We start from the raw sequence: 19,508 nt of genomic DNA, 5'->3' as shown, positions 1-19,508 counted from the left end.
GCCATCCTGAACGAAGCGTTTATTTAACACCGAAAAAGTCCCATCGCTCACAAGTGTTCAGGAAATCAGAGCGGTCCGGCACAAACGCCCTTGGTGACCCTCATGACGGGCTCGACGCCCACAGCTCACCTACCGAAGTCCAGGACTCGTGGGGCCGTAACCGCGTTGCGGAGCCCGGCAAGGCCCGTCACCGATGCCGCACACATGCGGGGATCAACCCACGGCGCCACCGGCCGGCAGCCAAGGAGCGCGCACACCATGCCGCACCCCTCCGCACCGCCAAGACGACGCCCAAAACCCAAAAAGGGCCCTGAGCAAGCTCTCAGGGCCCAAAAAAACGTCTAGAAATGCGAGTGCCCCCAGCCGGGAAACCCAGCCAGGGGCACTCACATAAAGTCGTCCGGCAGCGACCTACTCTCCCACACCCCCCAAGGTGCAGTACCATCGGCGCAGGAAGGCTTAACTACCGGGTTCGGAATGTAACCGGGTGTTTCCCTTCCGCCATAACCACCGAAACGACACCCAAAGAACAACAACGGCAAAGCCGCCTGTTGCTCGAGAACCACACAGCGAACACGAAACGCCCTGCAAACCACGGAACACGCCACCACCCATGCGGCGCCGCATGCTCCGTATGCGGTCAAGTCCTCGGTCTATTAGTACCGGTCAGCTCCACCCCTCACAGAGCTTCCACCACCGGCCTATCAACCCACTCATCTCGTGGGGACCTTACCCCCCAAAGGGGCGGGAGACCTCATCTCGGGGACGGCTTCCCGCTTAGATGCCTTCAGCGGTTATCCACACCGAACGTAGCCAACCAGCCATGCACCTGGCGGCACAACTGGCACACCAGAGGTTCGTCCATCCCGGTCCTCTCGTACTAGGGACAGCCCCCCACAAGTCTCCTACGCGCGCAGCGGATAGGGACCGAACTGTCTCGCGACGTTCTAAACCCAGCTCGCGTACCGCTTTAATGGGCGAACAGCCCAACCCTTGGGACCGACTCCAGCCCCAGGATGCGACGAGCCGACATCGAGGTGCCAAACCATCCCGTCGATATGGACTCTTGGGGAAGATCAGCCTGTTATCCCCGGGGTACCTTTTAGCCGTTGAGCGACACCCCAACCACACGGAAGTGCCGGATCACTAGTCCCAGCTTTCGCTCCTGCTCGACCCGTCGGTCTCACAGTCAAGCCCCCTTGTGCACTTACACTCACCACCTGATTGCCAACCAGGCTGAGGGGACCTTTGGGCGCCTCCGTTACCCTTTAGGAGGCAACCGCCCCAGTTAAACTACCCGCCAGACACTGTCCCCCACCCCGATCCAGGGGCGCGGGTTAGACGCCCAAAACAGCCAGAGTGGTATTTCACCAACGACTCCACCCCAACTAGCGTCGAGGCTTCACAGTCTCCCACCTATCCTACACAAGCCATTCCAGACGCCAATATCAAGCTGCAGTGAAGGTCCCGGGGTCTTTCCGTCCTGCTGCGCGAAACGAGCATCTTTACTCGTACTGCAATTTCACCGGGCCTGTGGTTGAGACAGCGGGGAAGTCGTTACGCCATTCGTGCAGGTCGGAACTTACCCGACAAGGAATTTCGCTACCTTAGGATGGTTATAGTTACCACCGCCGTTTACCGGCGCTTAAGTTCTCGCCTTCGCAAGCCCCGAAGAGCTCGCTAAGCGGTCCCCTTAACGTTCCGGCACCGGGCAGGCGTCAGTCCGTATACATCGTCTTACGACTTCGCACGGACCTGTGTTTTTAGTAAACAGTCGCTTCCCCCTGGCCACTGCGACCCCCACCAGCTCCCAGCGCACAGCCGTTCACCAGCAGGGGCCCCCCTTCTCCCGAAGTTACGGGGGCAATTTGCCGAGTTCCTTAACCACAGTTCACCCGAACGCCTCGGTATTCTCTACCTGACCACCTGAGTCGGTTTAGGGTACGGGCCGCCGCGGCACTCGCTAGAGGCTTTTCTCGGCAGCATGGGATCACCCACTTCGCCACAATCGGCTCGGCATCACACCTCACCCTCAATGCACCGCGGATTTGCCTACGGTGCGGGCTACATGCTTACCCCAGGACAACCACCGCCTGGGATGGGCTACCCTCCTGCGTCACCCCATCGCTTGCCTACTACCGGATCAGGCCAGGCGTTCACCCAGACACCGACGCTCAAAGAACGCCGGCCGGGCTAGGACCCTTAGTATCACCGGCCTCGACATGGACGCACCACAGCGGGTACGGGAATATCAACCCGTTATCCATCGACTACGCCTGTCGGCCTCGCCTTAGGCCCCGACTTACCCTGGGCGGATCAGCCTGCCCCAGGAACCCTTGGTCATCCGGCGCAGAAGTTTCCCACTTCTGAAACGCTACTCATGCCTGCATTCTCACTCGCGCCACCTCCACCAAGGATCACTCCCAGGCTTCACCGGCGACACGACGCTCCCCTACCCACCACACACCCACAAGGAGTGCACGGTGCCGCGATTTCGGCGGTGTGCTTAAGCCCCGCTACATTGTCGGCGCGGAATCACTAGACCAGTGAGCTATTACGCACTCTTTCAAGGATGGCTGCTTCTAAGCCAACCTCCTGGCTGTCACAGCGACTCCACATCCTTTCCCACTCAGCACACGCTTAGGGGCCTTAATCGACGATCTGGGCTGTTTCCCTCTCGACCACGAAGCTTATCCCCCGCAGTCTCACTGCCGCGCTCAACTTACCGGCATTCGAAGTTTGGCTGACCTCAGTAACCCGGTAAGGCCCATCAGCCAACCAGCGCCCTACCTCCGGCAAGCACCACGCGACGCTGCACCTAAATGCATTTCGGGGAGAACCAGCTATCACGGAGTTTGATTGGCCTTTCACCCCTACACACAGGTCATCCCCCAGGTTTTCAACCCTGGTGGGTTCGGGCCTCCACCCAGTCTTACCTGAGCTTCACCCTGCCCATGCGTAGATCACCCCGCTTCGGGCCTGCGGCATGCGACTCCATCGCCCTATTCAGACTCGCTTTCGCTACGGCTCCCCCACACGGGTTAACCTCGCCACACACCGCAACTCGCAGGCTCATTCTTCAAAAGGCACGCAGTCACCACACCCACGCTCTTACGAACATGGGCGACACGGCTCCCACGGCTTGTAGGCACACGGTTTCAGGTACTCTTTCACAACCCCTCACCGGGGCACTTTTCACCTTTCCCTCACGGTACTCGTCCACTATCGGTCACCAGGGAGTATTTAGGCTTACCAGATGGTCCTGGCAGATTCACACGGGATTCCTCGGGCCCCGTGCTACTCGGGAAACTCCCCCAGACAGTCGCCACGGTTTCACCTACCCGGCTCTCACGGTCTACGGCCGCCCATTCCAGAACGTTCGGCTACCATGACGATTTCTCACTGCCCGGCCAGTCGGCGGACCAGCCCAGGAAGCTCCCACAACCCCGCACACGCAACGCCCGCCGGCTATCACACGCGCACGGTTTAGCCTCTTCCGCGTTCGCTCACCACTACTAACGGAATCACTATTGTTTTCTCTTCCTACGGGTACTGAGATGTTTCACTTCCCCGCGTTACCACCAACCGCCCTATACATTCAGGCGGCGGCGACCCGACATGACTCGGGCCAGGTTCCCCCATTCGGAAATCCCCGGATCACAGCCCGGTAGGCGGCTCCCCGAGGCTTATCGCAGCCTCCCACGTCCTTCATCGGCTCCTGGTGCCAAGGCATCCACCGTGTGCCCTTAACAACTTGACCACACACGGAGCACACGCCACCGCACCCGCAAACCAGCAACCCAGCACTCAACCGGTCACACCAACCCGGCACCCGCATCACGAACCCGAACCGCAGACCCAACACCCCGGCACACAGCCGAAGGTCACCGATCCACGACCCAGATCCGACTTCCCAGGCACCGGCTCCACCGAGACAGCTCAGGAATCAGGCCTCACCCGACCACCTGGACCAGTCTCCGGTCACCGGTGTGACCAGCAAGCGCTCTTAGGTCGCCGGCCGCAGACACACGGCGCGGCCACACAAGACGCTCGCGTCCACTATGCAGTTCACAAGCAACAAACAGCCACCAGCCCAACCCGCCACCAGACACCCCCACCCATCCCCTCAAGCCCACACAGAGGTAGACCGGGGATCAGGTGACAGCCGGTATGACGGAGACCGGCACCGTCCACAAGGGACCAGACCAACAGGCCCGTTCCCTCAGGACCCAACAGTGTGCCCAAACCACCAGACCCCGCCACAACCACGTTCCCACTCCCACCACCAAGGACAAACCCTCAACAGCGGGCGGTACTAGCGGCCGGCAGCCGGCCCGGCAGCCTGAATAACCAGCGCTCCACGATCACGAGCACACCACGCGCAGACCACACGCCTGCGAACGCGGTCCATGGACCCAAACTCTCCCGCAACCCCTAACGTCACGGAACAGCCAGGCCGAGTGCTCCTTAGAAAGGAGGTGATCCAGCCGCACCTTCCGGTACGGCTACCTTGTTACGACTTCGTCCCAATCGCCGGCCCCACCTTCGACCGCTCCCCCCGGAAACCGGTTAGGCCACGGGCTTCGGGTGTTGCCGACTTTCATGACGTGACGGGCGGTGTGTACAAGGCCCGGGAACGTATTCACCGCAGCATTGCTGATCTGCGATTACTAGCGACTCCGACTTCATGGGGTCGAGTTGCAGACCCCAATCCGAACTGAGACCGGCTTTTAGGGATTCGCTCCCCCTCACAGGCTCGCAACCCACTGTACCGGCCATTGTAGCATGTTTGCAGCCCAAGGCATAAGGGGCATGATGACTTGACGTCATCCCCACCTTCCTCCGAGTTGACCCCGGCAGTCTCCCATGAGTCCCCACCACCCAAAAGGGCGTGCTGGCAACATGGGACGAGGGTTGCGCTCGTTGCGGGACTTAACCCAACATCTCACGACACGAGCTGACGACAGCCATGCACCACCTGTCACCCAGCCCCGAAGGGAGCGCCCATCTCTGGACGTTTCCGGGTGATGTCAAGCCTTGGTAAGGTTCTTCGCGTTGCGTCGAATTAAGCAACATGCTCCGCCGCTTGTGCGGGCCCCCGTCAATTCCTTTGAGTTTTAGCCTTGCGGCCGTACTCCCCAGGCGGGGCGCTTAATGCGTTAGCTACGGCACGGAGCCCGTGGAAGAACCCCACACCTAGCGCCCAACGTTTACGGCGTGGACTACCAGGGTATCTAATCCTGTTCGCTCCCCACGCTTTCGCTCCTCAGCGTCAGGACAGGCCCAGCAAGCCGCCTTCGCCACCGGTGTTCCTCCTGATATCTGCGCATTTCACCGCTACACCAGGAATTCCACTTGCCCCTGCCTGCCTCTAGCCGGCCCGTATCCACCGCAGACCCACGGTTAAGCCGCGGGCTTTCACGGCAGACGCGACCAGCCGCCTACGAGCTCTTTACGCCCAATAATTCCGGACAACGCTCGCGCCCTACGTATTACCGCGGCTGCTGGCACGTAGTTAGCCGGCGCTTCTTCCGCAGGTACACGTCACCTTCGTCCCTGCCGAAAGAGGTTTACAACCCGAAGGCCTTCATCCCCCACGCGGCGTCGCTGCGTCAGGCTTCCGCCCATTGCGCAATATTCCCCACTGCTGCCTCCCGTAGGAGTCTGGGCCGTGTCTCAGTCCCAGTGTGGCCGGTCGCCCTCTCAGGCCGGCTACCCGTCGTCGCCTTGGTAGGCCGTTACCCCACCAACAAGCTGATAGGCCGCGAGCCCATCCCCGACCGGAAACCCCAAACAGGGCACCTTTCCACCCGCCCCCATGCGGAGGCAGGTCGTATCCGGTATTAGACCCGGTTTCCCAGGCTTATCCCAGAGTCGAGGGCAGGTTGCTCACGTGTTACTCACCCGTTCGCCGCTCGAGTACCCCCGAAGGGGCCTTTCCGCTCGACTTGCATGTGTTAAGCACGCCGCCAGCGTTCGTCCTGAGCCAGGATCAAACTCTCCATGAGATGCCTCAAAACCCTTGAGACACCCCCCACGAAGAGGGACATCCCAGCAAAACCATCACCCAGACACACCTCTCAGCAAAGCCCGAGGCCTTGCCGAGCAGCGCCTGGCATGACGGGGTAAAGCTCATGCACTGGCTTTTGACACACTGTTGAGTTCTCAAGGAACGGACGCGTTCACCGAACCGGCCCGTGACCGGAATCCCGGTCCCGGCGTCCGGGGCGCTCCATTTGCCTGTCCAATTCTGCGGGTTTCCCACCGCCTGTCAAACCGGCCCCTTCCGGGATCGGCCGCCCGGCACCGGGCCACCCGCGGATCGGACACCCTGTCTCCAGGGCAACCCCTCTACCTTAGCTCACTGCCCACCGGAGCGCCAAATCCGCCCGGAGGAGGTGATGGTCAGAGGGAGCCGCGGCGATCGCGCGACCTCCGGACCATCACGGTCCGCGGCCGCACCGCACGTCCGCGACGGCTGAAAACTTTACCAGCCTCACGAGACTGCGATGTCCACTCGTTCCGCACGTCAACCATTCGCCCCTCTCAGGCATCCACAACAGGAGACGTTTGGGCACGGAGGGCAACCCGCTGTCAACCCGTCCGCAATCGCCTCAGGTTAAGAAGCAGCTAGACGGGCCCCGCAGAGCCGCAGGGCTCCGGCGTCCCAGTACGGGGTGGAGGTGGCCATCAATGACGCGGTCCGAGTTCGACGACATCCGCGCCCACATCACCGCGGAGACGGATCACGCGGGTGACCTGGTGAGGATCGCGCGCAACCTGCTCGACGACCTCGAGCAGGTGCGTACACGTGAGGCGTTGCTGCGCAGCCACTACCTGGGGCTGCTCACCGCTGCGCGGGCGAGTGTGGCCGCCGAGCGGGCCGGCGATCCGGATCCGCTCGTCTTCCTCCGGCACGAGCTGGACCGGCGCGGGCAGCTGCCCGGCGACGACGAGCAGGCCCAGCGCATCCTCGCCGACGCCAAGGCCGCCATGACGATGGTCGCCGAGCTCGACCAGGCGCCGCTCAGGCGGACCGGGCCGCGGCTGCGCCGGTGCATCGGCATGAGCCGCTCGCTCAACCGCTGACCCGCGCCCACCGGCGCGATCGGCACCGCACGTCCCGGGGTGCCACCTCGTGCGCCCGTACCGCGGATCGGTCCTCGTCACTCGGCCCCACCCCGGACCGGAACGCCCGGCACCTCGGACGACGTGCGCCCGCTACGCCACAAGATGTCACGTCACGGCATCGCCAGACCGCCCGTCGGCCCGTACGGCCAAGGGCGGCCCAATCGGCCCGTCCCCGGGAGGGCCGCGAAATACCCCGGCTACGCCAGCCGCCGGCCTGAGGGTAAGGCCGCGACGGCCGCGATCCCCCGCCTTGACCTGCGCTTTGCCGCACGCGGCGCATGCCGTCGGCGGGCGCGGGCAGGCGTGGCGGCATGGACGGCGACGGAAGGCTCACCTCGGATCTGATCAGGGAGCGCCTCGGCAGAGAGGTGCTGCGGAGCAGGCGGCTCGCCAAGGCCCTCGCCGAGGCCCACGAGCGGGTCGCCCGGGACGAGGAGGAGACCGCGGCCACCTACGACGCACTCGCCGAGCTCAACCCCACCCGGCCGGACCTGCGGGAGAAGGCGCGACGGGCCCGCGAGGCGGCGGGCATCGCCCGCGAGTGCGCGCGCTGGGCCCAGGGGATCGCGCGCCGCGCGGCCCAGCGCGAGGAGGAGCGCGGCGCGTCAGCCTAGCGTGGGCACCAGCTCGGTGAGCCTGCGGCCTTCGGCGAGCAGCACCGCGACGATCGCGAGGTCGTCGCAGCCGTGCCCGGTCAGCGCGTGCCAGGCCTCGCGCAGCTCGCGCACGGCCGGGGCGATCCGGTCCCGGCACGCGGTCTCGTCGGCCCGGGCCACCTCGTGCCCCGCGTCGTCGCGCTCCCTCCGGGCGAGCCCGGCGCGCTCCAGCTCCCCAACGACGACGCCTGCCGTACCCGGATCCAGCCCGGCGTGTACGGCGAGCCGGTGCACCGGGAGCGGCCCCCGCCGGACCAGCACGTGCAGGCAGCGGAAGGCGGCCGGGTCGAGGCCCGCCCGGCCGGCGAGCGCGCACACCAGGCGGTCCGCCTGCTCGGCCAGCCGCCCGCTCTCCCGCGCCACCGCCTCCAGGGACTCGATGCGCTCCGCGTGGTCGTCCACCTGGTCGCGGCCGGTCCACCGGCCCCGCCCGTGCGACCCTTCGTACGAGAGTGTGATGTCGCCGGACACGTCGCGGCCTCCTTCCTCCGCGGCGACCGGAGCCCGGACGGCGGATCGCCGCCCGGGCGTCGGCAACGGTGCCCGTCGGTCACGCCCCCATGGGCTGCGCCTCGGACTCGGCGTGGAACACACACCGCATCAAGGCGTTCTGGAAGAAGGCGGTGAACCCCTCCGGCGTCTCGGTGGCACGGGTCTCGGCCAGGTACGGCTGCAGCCGCCCCTCGATCTGGTGGATGTTGCGCTGCCGGGCGAGGTGCCGCCCCACCGCGCCGAAGTCCCCCTCGTAGTGGATCACCCGGACGAGCACGTCGTCCTTGACGAACGCGGCCGTGCCGAGCAGCCGGGCGACCTCGCGCCCCTGCTCGTCGCGGACGATCGGCGAGTCGAGGCGGGGCGATTCGGCGAAGATCCTACTGATCTCCTCCTCGTGCCCGGGCTTCACCCGGAACGTGATCGCTGCGTACGGCATGGTCTGTCCCCCCTTGGTCGGTGTGGCGCGGCGCCCGCACCGGGCCCGACCCGCGGTCGCCCCGGGCGCGGGCCGCGCCGGATCGTCGGCCGGCCGCGGTCTAGTACGCCGCCACGACCTCGTACACCCCGAAGGTGCTGTCGCGGTCGGAGGCCCAGTAGGGGCGCAGCGGCGCGGTGATCGCGAGGTGCTCGGGCGCGTCCCGCCAGGCGATGTAGTCCTCCCGGCTCGCCCAGTCGCTGAGCACCGTGTACCGGCGCGGGTCGTCCATCGAGCGGAGCAGCTCGTTGCCGCGCAGCCCGGCCCGGCCGGCGAGCTTGCGGCTGATCTGGTGGTAGCCGCTCTCCACCGCGCCCGGGTCGCCGGGCGGCTCGAACAGGTGGAGCATGACCCGCACCCGCTCGCTCTGCGGCCGCGGCGGGACGTGGCAGAAGACGGTCATCGCCGTCATCGAGGACTCGGCCTTGCAGTGCGCCATGCGCCTGCGGTTCTCCGCGTGCTCGGGGCTGTGCTCGAACTCGCGGAAGCGTTTCTCGCTCACCCAGTCGCTGGTGATGTAGTAGACGCACTCCTCGTCGGCGCTCCGGCTCAGCCACTGGCCGAGGTTCGCCGGGTTACGCGCGATGGTCTCGGCGATCTGCCGCCAGATGGTCTCGAACTCCTGGCCCTTGCCCGGGTGCACGCGCAGCCGGACGACGACGCGGAACACGCTCTGGGTCCTGGCCATCGGGGTGGTCGCGGCGGTGGTCATATCCCTATCTCCGTTCTGAAGTCGGCCCGCTCAAGCAGGTGCTTGATGCGCTGCATCTGGATTGCGGTGTTGGCGTTGAGCCGCTCGGTCATGCGCGCGTCGTCCAGCGGCGCGTCCCGCCGCATCTCGAAGTCCTGGACCCAGCGCATCCGGGTGGCGCCGCCGTTGACGCCGGGCACCTCCTCGTACTCCCAGAAGAGGTGCATGTACTTGAACCAGCCGGGCTCCACCCGGTGCGCCCGCACGGTGCGGGTGACCGGGTCCGGCGTGCGCTCGGAGACCCAGCTCCACACGTTGCCGTCGGTGTCCGGGTGCATGGTGAGCCGGAACCGGATGGTCGGCCCGCGGCGCTGCAGGATCTCGGCGGAGGCGTACTCGCTGAACAGGCGCGGCCAGGACTCGACGTCGTTGGTGATGTCCCAGACCAGCTCTAGCGGCCGCTCGATGATGACGTGGTTGTCGGTGTGTCCGGCCATCGCGATCACCTGCTCGGCTCGCCGGCGAACCGCCGGTTGACGTACTCGACCGCCGCCCGCGGCGTGGTCATCTCCTCGATCGCGTCGTCCGGGATGCGGATGCCGAACTCCTGCTGCACGTGCGCGGCCATCTCGAGCAGCGCCAGCGAGTCGTAGCCGAGCTCGGCGAACGGGACGTCGGCGATGTCGCCGTCGAGGGCGTCGCCCTCGGGGGCGCCCGCGCAGCGCCGTAGGATGCGCCGCACGTCGTCCAACGTGAACATGGTCATGTCGTCCCTCCTTTTCGGGATGGATGGCTCGGGGCGGCTCAGGGCGCGGTCACCACGAGTGCGGAGTTGAAGCCGCCGTAGCCGCGGGCGAGCACGAGCGCGGTGCGCACCGGCGTCTCGCGGGCGGTGCCGAGGACGAGGTCGAGGTCGCAGCCGGGCGCCGGCGAGGTCACCCCGACGGTCGGCGGGATCACCCCGTCGCGGATCGCGAGCAGGGCGGTCGCCAGGTCGAGCGCGGCGCCGCCGCCGTACAGCCGGCCGGTCATGGTCTTCGGCGCGGTGACCGGCACCGCGCGCGGCCCGAACACCTCGCCGATCGCCGCGGCCTCGGCGAGGTCGCGTTCGGGCACGCCGACCGCGTCGGCGAACACCACGTCCACCTGGTCGGGCCGGATCCGCGCGTCGTCGAGCGCGAGCCGGATCGCCCGGACCAGGTTGGAGCGGGCCGGGCGGCCGGGCTCCGGGCGCGGGTCGAAGCTCGCCCCGTACCCCGCGATCACCCCGTACGGCACGGCCCCGCGCCGCCGGGCCGCGGACTCGCCCTCGGCGATGAGCATCGCCCCGCCCTCGCCGGGCACGTGGCCGCAGGCGTCGACGTCGAAGGGCAGGTAGGCGCGGACCGGGTCGTCCCGGGTGCTGAGCATGCCGCTGGTGAACTGGGCGGTCAGCGCGTACGGCGAGCGCGAGGCGTCGGTGCCGCCGGTGACGACAAGGCGGGCCTCGCGCCGCAGCAGCCGCCGCGCCTGGGCGGCGACGTCGAGGCCGCCGGCCTGCTCGGTGCAGATCACGCCGCACGGGCCGCGCATGCCGTACCGGATCGAGACCTGGCCGGTGGTGGCGGCGTAGAACCAGGCGATCGACTGGTAGACGCCGACGTACTCCGGCCCCTTCGACCACAGCTTCTCGATCTCCCGCTGGCCGAACTCGTTGCCGCCCGAGGAGCTCGCGGTCACCACCGCCATCTCGTACTCGGGCAGCTCGGCCGGGTCGACGCCGGCGTCGCCGAGCGCCATCGCGGTGGCGGCGAGCCCCAGGTGGGTCCAGTGGTCGGTCTGCACGATCAGCCGGCTCGGCACGTACTCGGCCGCGTCGAACTCCTGCACCACCCCGGCCACCCGGGTCGGGTAGCGCTCGGGATCGAGGTGGGTGATGCGGGCGAGGCCGCTCTTGCCGTTGAGCGTGGCGGCCCAGTAGGCCTCGGTGCCGACGCCGTTCGGCGCGGTGACGCCGATGCCGGTCACCACGACGCGCTCGTCCGGGGCGCGTCCGGATCGGGTGGCGGTCTTGCGGTCGTTCATCGGCCTCACCTCTGCGCGAGCAGCATCGCCGTCTGGAACCCGCCGAAGCCGCTGCCGACGCTGAGCACCACGTCGACGGGCTGTTCGCGGGCGGTGACGGGCACGTAGTCGAGGTCGCATTCCGGGTCGGGCGTGTGCAGGTTCGCGGTCGGCGGGATCACGTTGTGCTTGATCGCCAGCACCGAGGCGGCGACCTCGATCGAGCCGATCGCGCCGAGCGAGTGCCCGACCATCGACTTGATGGAGCTGACCGGCGTCTTATAGGCGTGCTCGCCGAGCGCGTCCTTGAACGCGGCGGTCTCGTGCCGGTCGTTCTGCCGGGTGCCGGAGCCGTGCGCGTTGATGTAGTCCACGTCCTCCGGGTTGAGCCGGGCCTCGCGCAGCGCCACGCGGATCGCCTCGGCCATCTCGCGCCCGTCCGGCTTGAGGCCGGTCATGTGGTACGCGTTGCTCCGGCTGGCGAATCCCACAATTTCGGCATAAATCTCCGCACCGCGGCGCAGCGCGGCCTCGCGTTCCTCGAGCACCATCACCGCGGCGCCCTCGCCGAGCACGAACCCGTCCCGGTCGCGGTCGAACGGCCGCGACGCGTGCTCGGGGTCGTCGTTGTTCGGCGAGGTGGCCTTGATCGCGTCGAAGCAGGCCACGGTGATCGGCGAGATCGGCGCGTCGGTGGCCCCGGCGATCACGACGTCCGCGGCCCCCTCCTGCACCAGCCGGTACCCGTGCCCGACCGCGTCGAGGCCGGCGGTGCACCCGGTGGAGATGAGCGCGACCGGCCCCTCGGCCTGGGCCGTCCAGGCGACCTCGACCGCGAGCGTGCTCGGCACCATGTAGCCGTACAGGTGCGGTACGGCGTACGCCGGGTCGACCAGCCACTCGCGGCCGCCGTCGCTCACCACGACGTACTCCTCCTCGAGCCCCGTGGTGCAGCCGACCGCGCTGCCGATGCTCACCCCGCGCCGCTCCGGCGGCACGTCCTCCAACGTGAGCCCGCTGTCGGCGAGCGCCTCCCGGGCGCTCACCACGCCGAGCTGCGCGGCCCGGTCCATGCGCCGGATCTCCTGCGGCGACAGGCCGCACGCGGCCGGGTCGAAGTCGATCTCGGCGGCGATGCGGGACCGGAACCCGGTGGGATCGAAGAGGCTGATGCGGCGGGTCGCGGTACGGCCCGAGCTGATCAGATCCCAGAACGCGGCGGTGCCGATCCCGCCCGGCGCGGTGACCCCGAGACCGGTGATCACCACCCGCCTCACCGCGGACCCCCACCCCCGACCAGCGGCACGTCGTCGGTCCCGGTGACCGCCTCGGTGTCCACGTGCCCGAGCTCGGGCCGCGGGGCGAGCGGGCCGGCGTGGAAGACGAAGAACGCCTCCTCGTCGCCGACGTTGTCGAGCCGGTGCCGGATCGTCTTCGGCACCATGAGCGCGTCGCCGGCGGTGAGGGTGATCTCCCGCTCGCCGTCGATGCGGGCGACGAGGGTGCCCCGCACCAGGTAGAGGAACTCCTCCGAGTAGGGGTGGTAGTGCTCGGTGATGTGCTCGCCGGGGCGCAGCCACCCGGCGCCCATGAAGCCCGAGGTCGCGCCGACGGTCCGCGGGCTGAGCAGCACGCGCAGGTCGCCGCCCCGGCGGGTGTTCGGCGCCACCGCGTCGATCGACACCTTCTCGATGGGCCTGGTCATCGCCCCGCCTCCCAGTGGTAGAACGGCTCGGCCATGGCGTCCTTGGGCTCGCGCCAGTTCGGGTCGTACGGCCGGATGTGCTCGGCGAGCTTCCGGTTGATGTCCGCGTACAGCGGGTGCGAGCGGGCCCGGTAGAGGTTGGGCGTGATGTCCTGCTCCGCCTCGACGAGGTGGAAGTACAGGCCGTGGAACCGGAAGAGCGTGCGCCGGGAGACCCCGATCATGTACGGCAGATCGGTGGCGTCGGACTCGGCGAAGATCTTCGCCACGGCTTCGGTCTCGGAGGGCTCCATCCGTGCGACGATCAGCGTCTGGTGCACAGCCCCTCTCCTTTCATCCGAATATGCACAGAATGTCCGGATTGTCTGGAGAGCTGCTGGTTCAGCGCTGGAGCCCCTCCAGCGGCACCGCGACGGTCTCCTCGGTCTCCTCCTCGGCGTCCTCCTCGGCGAGCGGCGGCTCGCCGGACCGGGCGCGGTCGAGCTCCTCCTCCAGGCACTCCCGGGCGAACAGCCGCACCAGCTCGTGCAGCGTGTAACGGACCTCGCCGTCGTCGCCGGGCCGTACCCGCAGCAGCGAGGCGTCGGCGAGGCGGGCGAGCAGCCGGGCCGCGCGGGCGGTCTCGCAGCCGAGCAGCGCCGCGGCGTGCGACGGCGCCACGTCCGGGGTGCGCAGCAGGCCGAGCAGCCGGAACAGGCTGCGCTCGGGCGGGTCGAGCCGGCGGTACGAGGCGTCGAGCGCGGCGCGCACGTCGAGGTTCGACACGCACAGCTCGTCGAGCCGGGTGGCCGGGTCGGCGAGCCGGTCGGCGTAGTTGCGCAGCGCCAGGCCCTGGCTCGCGGCGAGCCGGGAGCCCGCGCAGCGCAGCGCGAGCGGCAGCCCGCCGCACAGCCGGACGATGCGCTCGGCCTCCCGGCGCTCCTGCTCCACCCTGGCCTCGCCGATGATGAGCGCGAGCAGCTCCAGGCACTCGGCCTCGTCCGGCACGTCCAGGGCGAGCACCCGCGCCCCGGCCACGCCGTGCAGGCCGTACCGGCTGGTGACGATCACCGCGCACTCGGCCGAGCCGGGCAGCAGCGGCTGCACCTGCTCGGCGCCGCAGGCGTCGTCGAGCACCACGAGCGCCGGGCGGCCCGCGGTCCAGGTGCGGAACATCGTGCTGCGCTCGCCGGGGTCGGCGGGGATGCGCTCGTCGGGCACGCCCGCGGCGCGCAGGAACCCGCCGAGCACCTCGCCCGGGTCGACCGGGCTGCCGTCCGGCGCGGTGAGCCGGGCGAACAGCTGGCCCGCCGGGTACGCCTGGCGGGCGCGGTGGGCCGCGTGCACCGCGAGCGCGGTCTTGCCCACCCCCGGCATGCCGGTGAGGCAGGCCACCCGGACCGCGGTCCCCGCCCTCGCGGACCGGTCGAGCGCGACCGCCAGCCACTCCCGCTCCGCGGCGCGGCCCACGAAGTCGGCGATGTCCGGCGGGAGCTGGGCCGGGCGGCGCTCCACCACGGTCACCGCCTCCTCGCGCGGCTCGGCCGGCAGCGGGCCGGCGTCGTCCGCGGCGAGCAGACGCTGCTGGAGGCGGCGCAGCTCCGGGGACGGCTCCAGGCCGAGCTGGTCGACGAGGCGGCGGCGCAGGCTCTGGAACACCTCCAGCGCCTCCACCCGGCGCCCGCACGCGTGCAGCGCCGCCATGAGCTTGGCGTGGAACTCCTCGTTGAGCGGGTGGATGAGGGTGAGCTCCTTCAGCTCGCTGATCAGCTCCCGGTGCCGGCCCAGCCGCAGGTCGGCCTCGATGCGCAGCTCGAGCGCGCGCAGCCGGCTCTCCTCCAGCCGGGTGATCTGCGCGGACAGCAGCTCGCCGGGCACCACGTTCGCCAGCGCCGGTCCCCGCCACAGCCCGAGCGCGCCGACCAGCGCGCGCGAGGCCCGCTCGGCGTCCCCCTGGTCGAGCAGCCTGCGGCCCTCGGCCACCCGGCGCTCGAACTCGTGCAGGTCCACCGCGGCCGGGTCGACCTGGAGCAGGTAGCCGTACGGCTTGGTGGCGAGCGTCGCGGCGCCGCCGCGGCCGAGCGTCTTGCGCAGTTTGTAGACATAGGTGTGCAGCGTGGAAAGCGCGCTCGGCGGCGGCCGCTCCCCCCACAGCTCGTCGATGAATTCGCGGGTCGAGACGATTTGGTTGTGGCGGAGCACCAGCATCGCCAGCACCGCGCGCACCTTCGCGGCGCTCGGCGTGATCTCGCAGGCCCCGTCGAGGACCTCCAGAGACCCCAGAACCCGAAATTCCATTCGCCCCATCCCGGATGATCGACTACGTGTTCCTGCAGGCCGGCGGCCTCGGCGGCCGATGCTCCCCATGAATCGATGCCCACCACGGAAACCTGCAAAAAATGGCGTCAGAACGGCAAATCTCCAGATTTTCCATCGCGTCCCGCTGAATTCTTGACCGTTTCCGGTACGGCCGGGCGCCGGGTTGACCGAGGCGCGATCGACCGATGACGGCTTCCGTCACCCGGTTTTCCGGTGAAATGCCGTTTTTGGCGTGCCGGTCACCAGCGGCGCTCCAGCGGTCGTGGAGCGCTCCGCGGCAGCGTGGGTCGAAGGAGTGCCGACGTGGAGGACACATGCGACTGGACACCAGGGCGACCGGGAAGTGGCTGAGCTGCGGTCGATGCCGTGAGCTGGTGTACGCCGAGCACTTCGAGCGCGACCAGCGGATCTGCCCGTACTGCGGGCACCACGCCCGGCTCACCGCCCGCGAGCGCCTCGGCACGCTCCTCGACCCCTCGCCCACCCCGATCGCGGCCGCGCCCACCGTGGACGACCCGCTCGGCTTCGCCGACGTCCGGCCGTACCGGGAGCGGCTCGCGCGGGCCCGGCGGGACACCGGCCTCGACGAGGCGGTGCTGTGCGTCGCGGGGACGATCCTCGGCCGCCCGGTCGTGGCCGCGGTGATGGACTTCGCGTTCCTCGGCGGCAGCCTCGGCTGCGCGGTGGGCGAGCGCATCACCGCCGCGGCCGACCGCGCCCTCGCCACCGCCACCCCGCTGCTGATCGTCAGCGCCTCGGGCGGGGCCCGCATGCAGGAGGGCGTGCTGTCGCTCATGCAGATGGCGAAGACCGCGCAGGCGCTCGGCGCGCTCGACGCCGCCGGCATTCCGGTGATCTCGCTCGTCACCGACCCCACGTACGGCGGGGTCGCGGCCTCGTACGCCACCCTCGCCGACGTGATCCTCGCCGAGCCGGGGGCGCACATGGGCTTCGCCGGTCCCCGGGTGATCGCGCAGACCATCCGGCAGCCGCTGCCCGAGGGCTTCCAGACCGCCGAGAAGCTGCTCGCGCAGGGGTTGATCGACGCGGTACGGCCGCGCACCGCGCTGCGCGCCGTGATCGCGCAGCTGCTCGACGCGGCCGCCTGGGGCCGGGGCGCCCGGACGGTCCCGGAGGCGTGGCGGGACGCGGCGCCGCCGCTCGCCCGGCGGCCCGAGGAGCTGCCCGAGCGCGACGCCTGGGAGACGGTACGGCTCGCCCGCAACCCGGGGCGGCCGACCACGCTCGACTACACCGCCTGGCTGCTCGACGAGTTCCTCGAGCTCGGCGGCGACCGGGCCTCCGGCGACTGCCCGGCGATCGTGGGCGGCATCGGCCGCCTCGACGGGGTGCCGCTCGTGGTGATCGGGCACCAGAAGGGCCACGACACGCGCGAGCTCGTCGCCCGCAACTTCGGCATGTCCTCCCCGGCCGGCTACCGCAAGGCCGCCCGGCTGATGCGGCTCGCCGACAAGCTCCGCCTGCCGGTCCTGACCCTGGTGGACACGCCCGGGGCGTACCCCGGCGTGGAGGCCGAGGAGGGCGGCCAGGCGCACGCGATCGCGGAGAACCTGCGGCTGATGTCCCGGCTGTCGGTGCCCGTGGTCACCGTGATCACCGGCGAGGGCGGCAGCGGCGGGGCGCTCGCGCTCGCCGTGGCCGACCGGGTGCTCGCGCTGTCCAACGCGGTCTACTCGGTGATCAGCCCGGAGGGCTGCGCGGCGATCCTGTGGCGCGACGCGAGCGCCGCCCCGCAGGCCGCGGCCGCGCTCCACCTCACCGCGCGCGACCTGCTCGGCCACGGGGTGGTCGACGCGGTCATCCGCGAGCCGGGCGGCGGCGCCCACGAGGACCCGCTGCGCACCGCCCAGCTCGTGCGCGGCGCGGTGGCCGCGGCGCTGCACGAGCTGCTGCGGCTCGGCCCGGAGCGGCTGGTGGCCGAGCGCGCCCGGCGGTTCCGCGGGTACGGCGTGGCCCGGAAGGAGGTCGCCGTATGAGCCAGGGCATGGGCCAGGGCGGCATGAGCCAGGACGGCCTGCACGGCGGCCTGCCGCCCGCGGGGGCGCGGCCCGAGGAGCTGCTCGCCTGGATCGCCGGGTACGCGGCCGAGCTCAACACCGGCGCGGGCCCGCTGCGGCGCATCGCGATCACCAGCGGCGCCACCGCGGTCGAGGTGGAGTGGGCCACGCCCGAGCAGGCCGCCCCCGCCCCCGCCGCCGGTGACCGCGCCGCGGCCGCGGACCCGCGGGCCTGGCAGCCGGGCGCCCCGCACCCGAACGGCGCGGCGCCGGCCCCGCCCCCGGCCCCGCCGCCGGCCGGGCCGCCCGCCGCGCAGCAGGCCGCGCCGAACGGCGACACGCCCGCGGGCCCCGTGCCGGACGCCGCGGCCGAGGACGCCGTGGTGATCTCGGCGCCCATGGTCGGCACCTTCTACCGCGCGCCCGAACCGGGCGCCCCGCCGTACGTCGAGGTCGGCGACATGGTGGAGCCCGGGCAGCAGATCGGGATCATCGAGGCGATGAAGCTGATGAACCCGATCCTCGCCGAGCAGGCCGGCAGGGTCGGCGAGATCCTCGTCGGCGACGGCACACCGGTCGAGTACGGCCAGCCGCTGATCGTTCTCCGGCCGGGCGACACCCAGTGACGGGAGTGCCATGTTCAACACGATCCTCATCGCGAACCGGGGCGAGATCGCGCTGCGCGTGCTGCGCACCTGCCGCGAGATGGGCATCCGCGCGGTGGTCGCCCACTCGACCGCCGACCGGGACACCCCCGCGGTACGGCTCGCCGACGAGTCGATCCAGATCGGCCCGCCGCAGCCGAAGCGCAGCTACCTCAACCCGGCCGCGATCGTCGCCGCCGCGCTGCAGACCGGCGCCGAGGCGATCCACCCGGGCTACGGCTTCCTGTCGGAGAACCCGGAGTTCGCGGAGATCTGCCAGGCGCACGGGCTCACGCTGATCGGCCCGCCGCCCGAGGTGATCGCCCGCCTCGGCGACAAGTCCTCGGCCCGGGCGTTCGCGATCGAGGCGCGGCTGCCGGTGCTGCCGGGCAGCTCCGGCGAGGTCGCCGACCCCGGCGAGGCGAAGCGCATCGCCGACGAGGCCGGGTACCCGGTGGTGATCAAGGCGGCCGCGGGCGGCGGCGGCCGGGCGATGCGGGTGGTGCGCGACCCCCGCGAGTTCCTGCCCGCGTTCACCGCCACCCGCCGGGAGGCCGTGGCGCTGTTCGGCGACGGCCGGGTCTACGTGGAGAAGTACCTGGACGCGGCCCGGCACATCGAGGTGCAGGTGCTCGCCGACCGGCACGGCGACGTCATCCACCTCGGCGCGCGGGACTGCTCGATCCAGCGCCGCAGGCAGAAGGTGATCGAGGAGACGCCGCCGCCCGGCCTGCCGGAGAAGGCGATCGAGCGCCTCGGCGAGCTCGCGGTGCGGGCCGCCCGGACCGCCGGGTACGTCGGGGCGGGCACGTTCGAGTTCGTGCTCGACGAGGACGGCGGCGTGTACTTCATCGAGGCGAACTGCCGGCTCCAGGTGGAGCACCCGATCACCGAGATGGTGACCGGCATCGACCTCGTCCGCGAGCAGCTGCTCATCGCCGCGGGCCGGCGGCTCGGCCACGCCCAGCCGGACGTGGTGCCGTACGGCGTGGCCCTGGAGTGCCGGGTGAACGCCGAGGACCCGTTCCGCAACTTCGTGCCCACGCCGGGCCTGGTGACCGAGTTCACCCCGCCGGGCGGGCCGTTCACCCGGGTGGACACGCACGTCGAGCCGAACCTGCGGATCACCGCCGACTACGACCCGCTGCTGGCGAAGGTGGCGGTGTGGGCGCCGACGCGGGACGAGGTGCTCGCCCGGATGGACCGGGCGCTCGGCGAGTTCCGCATCGCCGGGCCGGGCCTGTGCACGAACCTGCCGTTCCTGCGGGACGTGCTCGCCCATCCGCTGTTCCGGCACGCCAAGCACACCACGGCGCTGGTCGACCAAATGATGTCGGCGCCGTTGCCGTGAA

15 protein-coding genes and 3 rRNA genes are annotated in these 19,508 nt (G+C 69.8%); 5 read left to right on the top strand and 13 right to left on the bottom strand.

Annotation, left to right across the window (positions count from 1 at the left end; all coding sequences use genetic code 11):
• Positions 1-398 precede the first annotated feature (398 nt).
• From rrf to FHX40_RS02600, 3 genes are all read right to left on the bottom strand, one after another.
• Positions 399-515: ribosomal RNA gene (rrf, locus tag FHX40_RS02610) — 5S ribosomal RNA — on the bottom strand.
• 121 nt (positions 516-636) lie between these two features.
• A 23S ribosomal RNA gene (locus FHX40_RS02605) occupies positions 637-3,760 on the bottom strand.
• A 711-nt stretch (positions 3,761-4,471) separates the two neighbouring features.
• Positions 4,472-6,008 (bottom strand): 16S ribosomal RNA (locus FHX40_RS02600).
• Together the 16S, 23S and 5S rRNA genes form the textbook arrangement of a ribosomal RNA operon.
• Before the next feature lie 685 nt (positions 6,009-6,693).
• On the opposite strand from FHX40_RS02600, the gene FHX40_RS02595 reads away from it, so the two are divergent.
• Positions 6,694-7,089: a hypothetical protein gene (locus FHX40_RS02595; RefSeq protein WP_142258122.1), complete on the top strand. Its 396-nt coding sequence runs from the start codon at positions 6,694-6,696 to the stop codon at positions 7,087-7,089.
• 353 nt (positions 7,090-7,442) lie between these two features.
• The gene (locus FHX40_RS02590; RefSeq protein ID WP_142258121.1) at positions 7,443-7,745 is read left to right on the top strand and encodes a hypothetical protein; all 303 of its coding nucleotides are present in this window, start codon (positions 7,443-7,445) and stop codon (positions 7,743-7,745) included.
• Here FHX40_RS02590 and FHX40_RS02585 read toward each other — a convergent pair.
• The 10 genes from FHX40_RS02585 to FHX40_RS02540 form a co-directional block, all read right to left on the bottom strand.
• Positions 7,737-8,258, bottom strand: coding sequence for a MarR family winged helix-turn-helix transcriptional regulator (locus FHX40_RS02585; RefSeq protein ID WP_170198684.1), 522 nt, complete (start codon positions 8,256-8,258; stop codon positions 7,737-7,739). The two genes, FHX40_RS02590 and FHX40_RS02585, sit on opposite strands and share 9 nt — an antisense overlap.
• Positions 8,259-8,337: 79 nt before the next feature.
• The gene (locus FHX40_RS02580) at positions 8,338-8,718 is read right to left on the bottom strand and encodes a SchA/CurD-like domain-containing protein (RefSeq protein ID WP_142258119.1); all 381 of its coding nucleotides are present in this window, start codon (positions 8,716-8,718) and stop codon (positions 8,338-8,340) included.
• A 100-nt stretch (positions 8,719-8,818) separates the two neighbouring features.
• On the bottom strand, positions 8,819-9,469 hold the full coding sequence (locus FHX40_RS24875; RefSeq protein ID WP_170198683.1) for an antibiotic biosynthesis monooxygenase family protein: 651 nt from the start codon (positions 9,467-9,469) through the stop codon (positions 8,819-8,821).
• Entirely contained in the window at positions 9,466-9,945 is a 480-nt protein-coding gene (locus FHX40_RS02570) for an SRPBCC family protein (protein ID WP_142258118.1), read from the bottom strand. Before FHX40_RS02570 ends, FHX40_RS24875 begins: the two co-directional genes overlap by 4 nt.
• Positions 9,946-9,950: 5 nt before the next feature.
• The gene (locus FHX40_RS02565) at positions 9,951-10,214 is read right to left on the bottom strand and encodes an acyl carrier protein (RefSeq protein ID WP_142258117.1); all 264 of its coding nucleotides are present in this window, start codon (positions 10,212-10,214) and stop codon (positions 9,951-9,953) included.
• 38 nt (positions 10,215-10,252) lie between these two features.
• A complete protein-coding gene (locus tag FHX40_RS02560) occupies positions 10,253-11,512 on the bottom strand; it encodes a ketosynthase chain-length factor (protein ID WP_142258116.1) in 1,260 nt (419 codons plus the stop codon).
• 5 nt (positions 11,513-11,517) lie between these two features.
• Positions 11,518-12,768, bottom strand: coding sequence for a beta-ketoacyl-[acyl-carrier-protein] synthase family protein (locus FHX40_RS02555; protein WP_142258115.1), 1,251 nt, complete (start codon positions 12,766-12,768; stop codon positions 11,518-11,520).
• A complete protein-coding gene (locus tag FHX40_RS02550; RefSeq protein WP_142258114.1) occupies positions 12,765-13,196 on the bottom strand; it encodes a cupin domain-containing protein in 432 nt (143 codons plus the stop codon). The genes FHX40_RS02555 and FHX40_RS02550 overlap by 4 nt, the downstream gene beginning before the upstream one ends.
• The gene (locus FHX40_RS02545; protein WP_142258113.1) at positions 13,193-13,516 is read right to left on the bottom strand and encodes a TcmI family type II polyketide cyclase; all 324 of its coding nucleotides are present in this window, start codon (positions 13,514-13,516) and stop codon (positions 13,193-13,195) included. The genes FHX40_RS02550 and FHX40_RS02545 overlap by 4 nt, the downstream gene beginning before the upstream one ends.
• A 61-nt stretch (positions 13,517-13,577) precedes the next feature.
• The gene (locus tag FHX40_RS02540) at positions 13,578-15,473 is read right to left on the bottom strand and encodes an AfsR/SARP family transcriptional regulator (protein WP_142258112.1); all 1,896 of its coding nucleotides are present in this window, start codon (positions 15,471-15,473) and stop codon (positions 13,578-13,580) included.
• 335 nt (positions 15,474-15,808) lie between these two features.
• On the opposite strand from FHX40_RS02540, the gene FHX40_RS02535 reads away from it, so the two are divergent.
• From FHX40_RS02535 to FHX40_RS02525, 3 genes are read left to right on the top strand one after another with little or no spacing between them, the layout of a single operon-like run.
• A complete protein-coding gene (locus tag FHX40_RS02535) occupies positions 15,809-17,491 on the top strand; it encodes an acetyl-CoA carboxylase carboxyltransferase subunit alpha (protein WP_142258111.1) in 1,683 nt (560 codons plus the stop codon).
• Positions 17,488-18,138, top strand: coding sequence for an acetyl-CoA carboxylase biotin carboxyl carrier protein (gene accB / locus FHX40_RS02530; RefSeq protein WP_211350141.1), 651 nt, complete (start codon positions 17,488-17,490; stop codon positions 18,136-18,138). Before FHX40_RS02535 ends, accB begins: the two co-directional genes overlap by 4 nt.
• A 10-nt stretch (positions 18,139-18,148) precedes the next feature.
• The gene (locus tag FHX40_RS02525; protein WP_142258110.1) at positions 18,149-19,507 is read left to right on the top strand and encodes an acetyl-CoA carboxylase biotin carboxylase subunit; all 1,359 of its coding nucleotides are present in this window, start codon (positions 18,149-18,151) and stop codon (positions 19,505-19,507) included.
• Position 19,508: the final 1 nt, after the last annotated feature.

This window comes from Thermopolyspora flexuosa (assembly GCF_006716785.1).
Lineage (GTDB): Bacteria > Actinomycetota > Actinomycetes > Streptosporangiales > Streptosporangiaceae > Thermopolyspora > Thermopolyspora flexuosa.
The sequence above is the reverse complement of the archived record's forward strand: the minus strand, read 5'-3'. Positions and strand labels throughout refer to the sequence as shown.

Excerpts from the sequence above, each read along its gene's own strand:
- FHX40_RS02595 (WP_142258122.1), top strand. The coding sequence starts at position 6,694 with ATGACGCGGTCCGAGTTCGACGACATCCGCGCCCACATCACCGCGGAG.
- FHX40_RS02590 (WP_142258121.1), top strand. The coding sequence starts at position 7,443 with ATGGACGGCGACGGAAGGCTCACCTCGGATCTGATCAGGGAGCGCCTC.
- FHX40_RS02580 (WP_142258119.1), bottom strand. The coding sequence starts at position 8,718 with ATGCCGTACGCAGCGATCACGTTCCGGGTGAAGCCCGGGCACGAGGAG.
- FHX40_RS24875 (WP_170198683.1), bottom strand. The coding sequence starts at position 9,469 with ATGACCACCGCCGCGACCACCCCGATGGCCAGGACCCAGAGCGTGTTC.
- FHX40_RS02570 (WP_142258118.1), bottom strand. The coding sequence starts at position 9,945 with ATGGCCGGACACACCGACAACCACGTCATCATCGAGCGGCCGCTAGAG.
- FHX40_RS02565 (WP_142258117.1), bottom strand. The coding sequence starts at position 10,214 with ATGACCATGTTCACGTTGGACGACGTGCGGCGCATCCTACGGCGCTGC.
- FHX40_RS02560 (WP_142258116.1), bottom strand. The coding sequence starts at position 11,512 with ATGAACGACCGCAAGACCGCCACCCGATCCGGACGCGCCCCGGACGAG.
- FHX40_RS02550 (WP_142258114.1), bottom strand. The coding sequence starts at position 13,196 with ATGACCAGGCCCATCGAGAAGGTGTCGATCGACGCGGTGGCGCCGAAC.
- FHX40_RS02540 (WP_142258112.1), bottom strand. The coding sequence starts at position 15,473 with ATGGAATTTCGGGTTCTGGGGTCTCTGGAGGTCCTCGACGGGGCCTGC.
- FHX40_RS02535 (WP_142258111.1), top strand. The coding sequence starts at position 15,809 with ATGCGACTGGACACCAGGGCGACCGGGAAGTGGCTGAGCTGCGGTCGA.
- accB (WP_211350141.1), top strand. The coding sequence starts at position 17,488 with ATGAGCCAGGGCATGGGCCAGGGCGGCATGAGCCAGGACGGCCTGCAC.
- FHX40_RS02525 (WP_142258110.1), top strand. The coding sequence starts at position 18,149 with ATGTTCAACACGATCCTCATCGCGAACCGGGGCGAGATCGCGCTGCGC.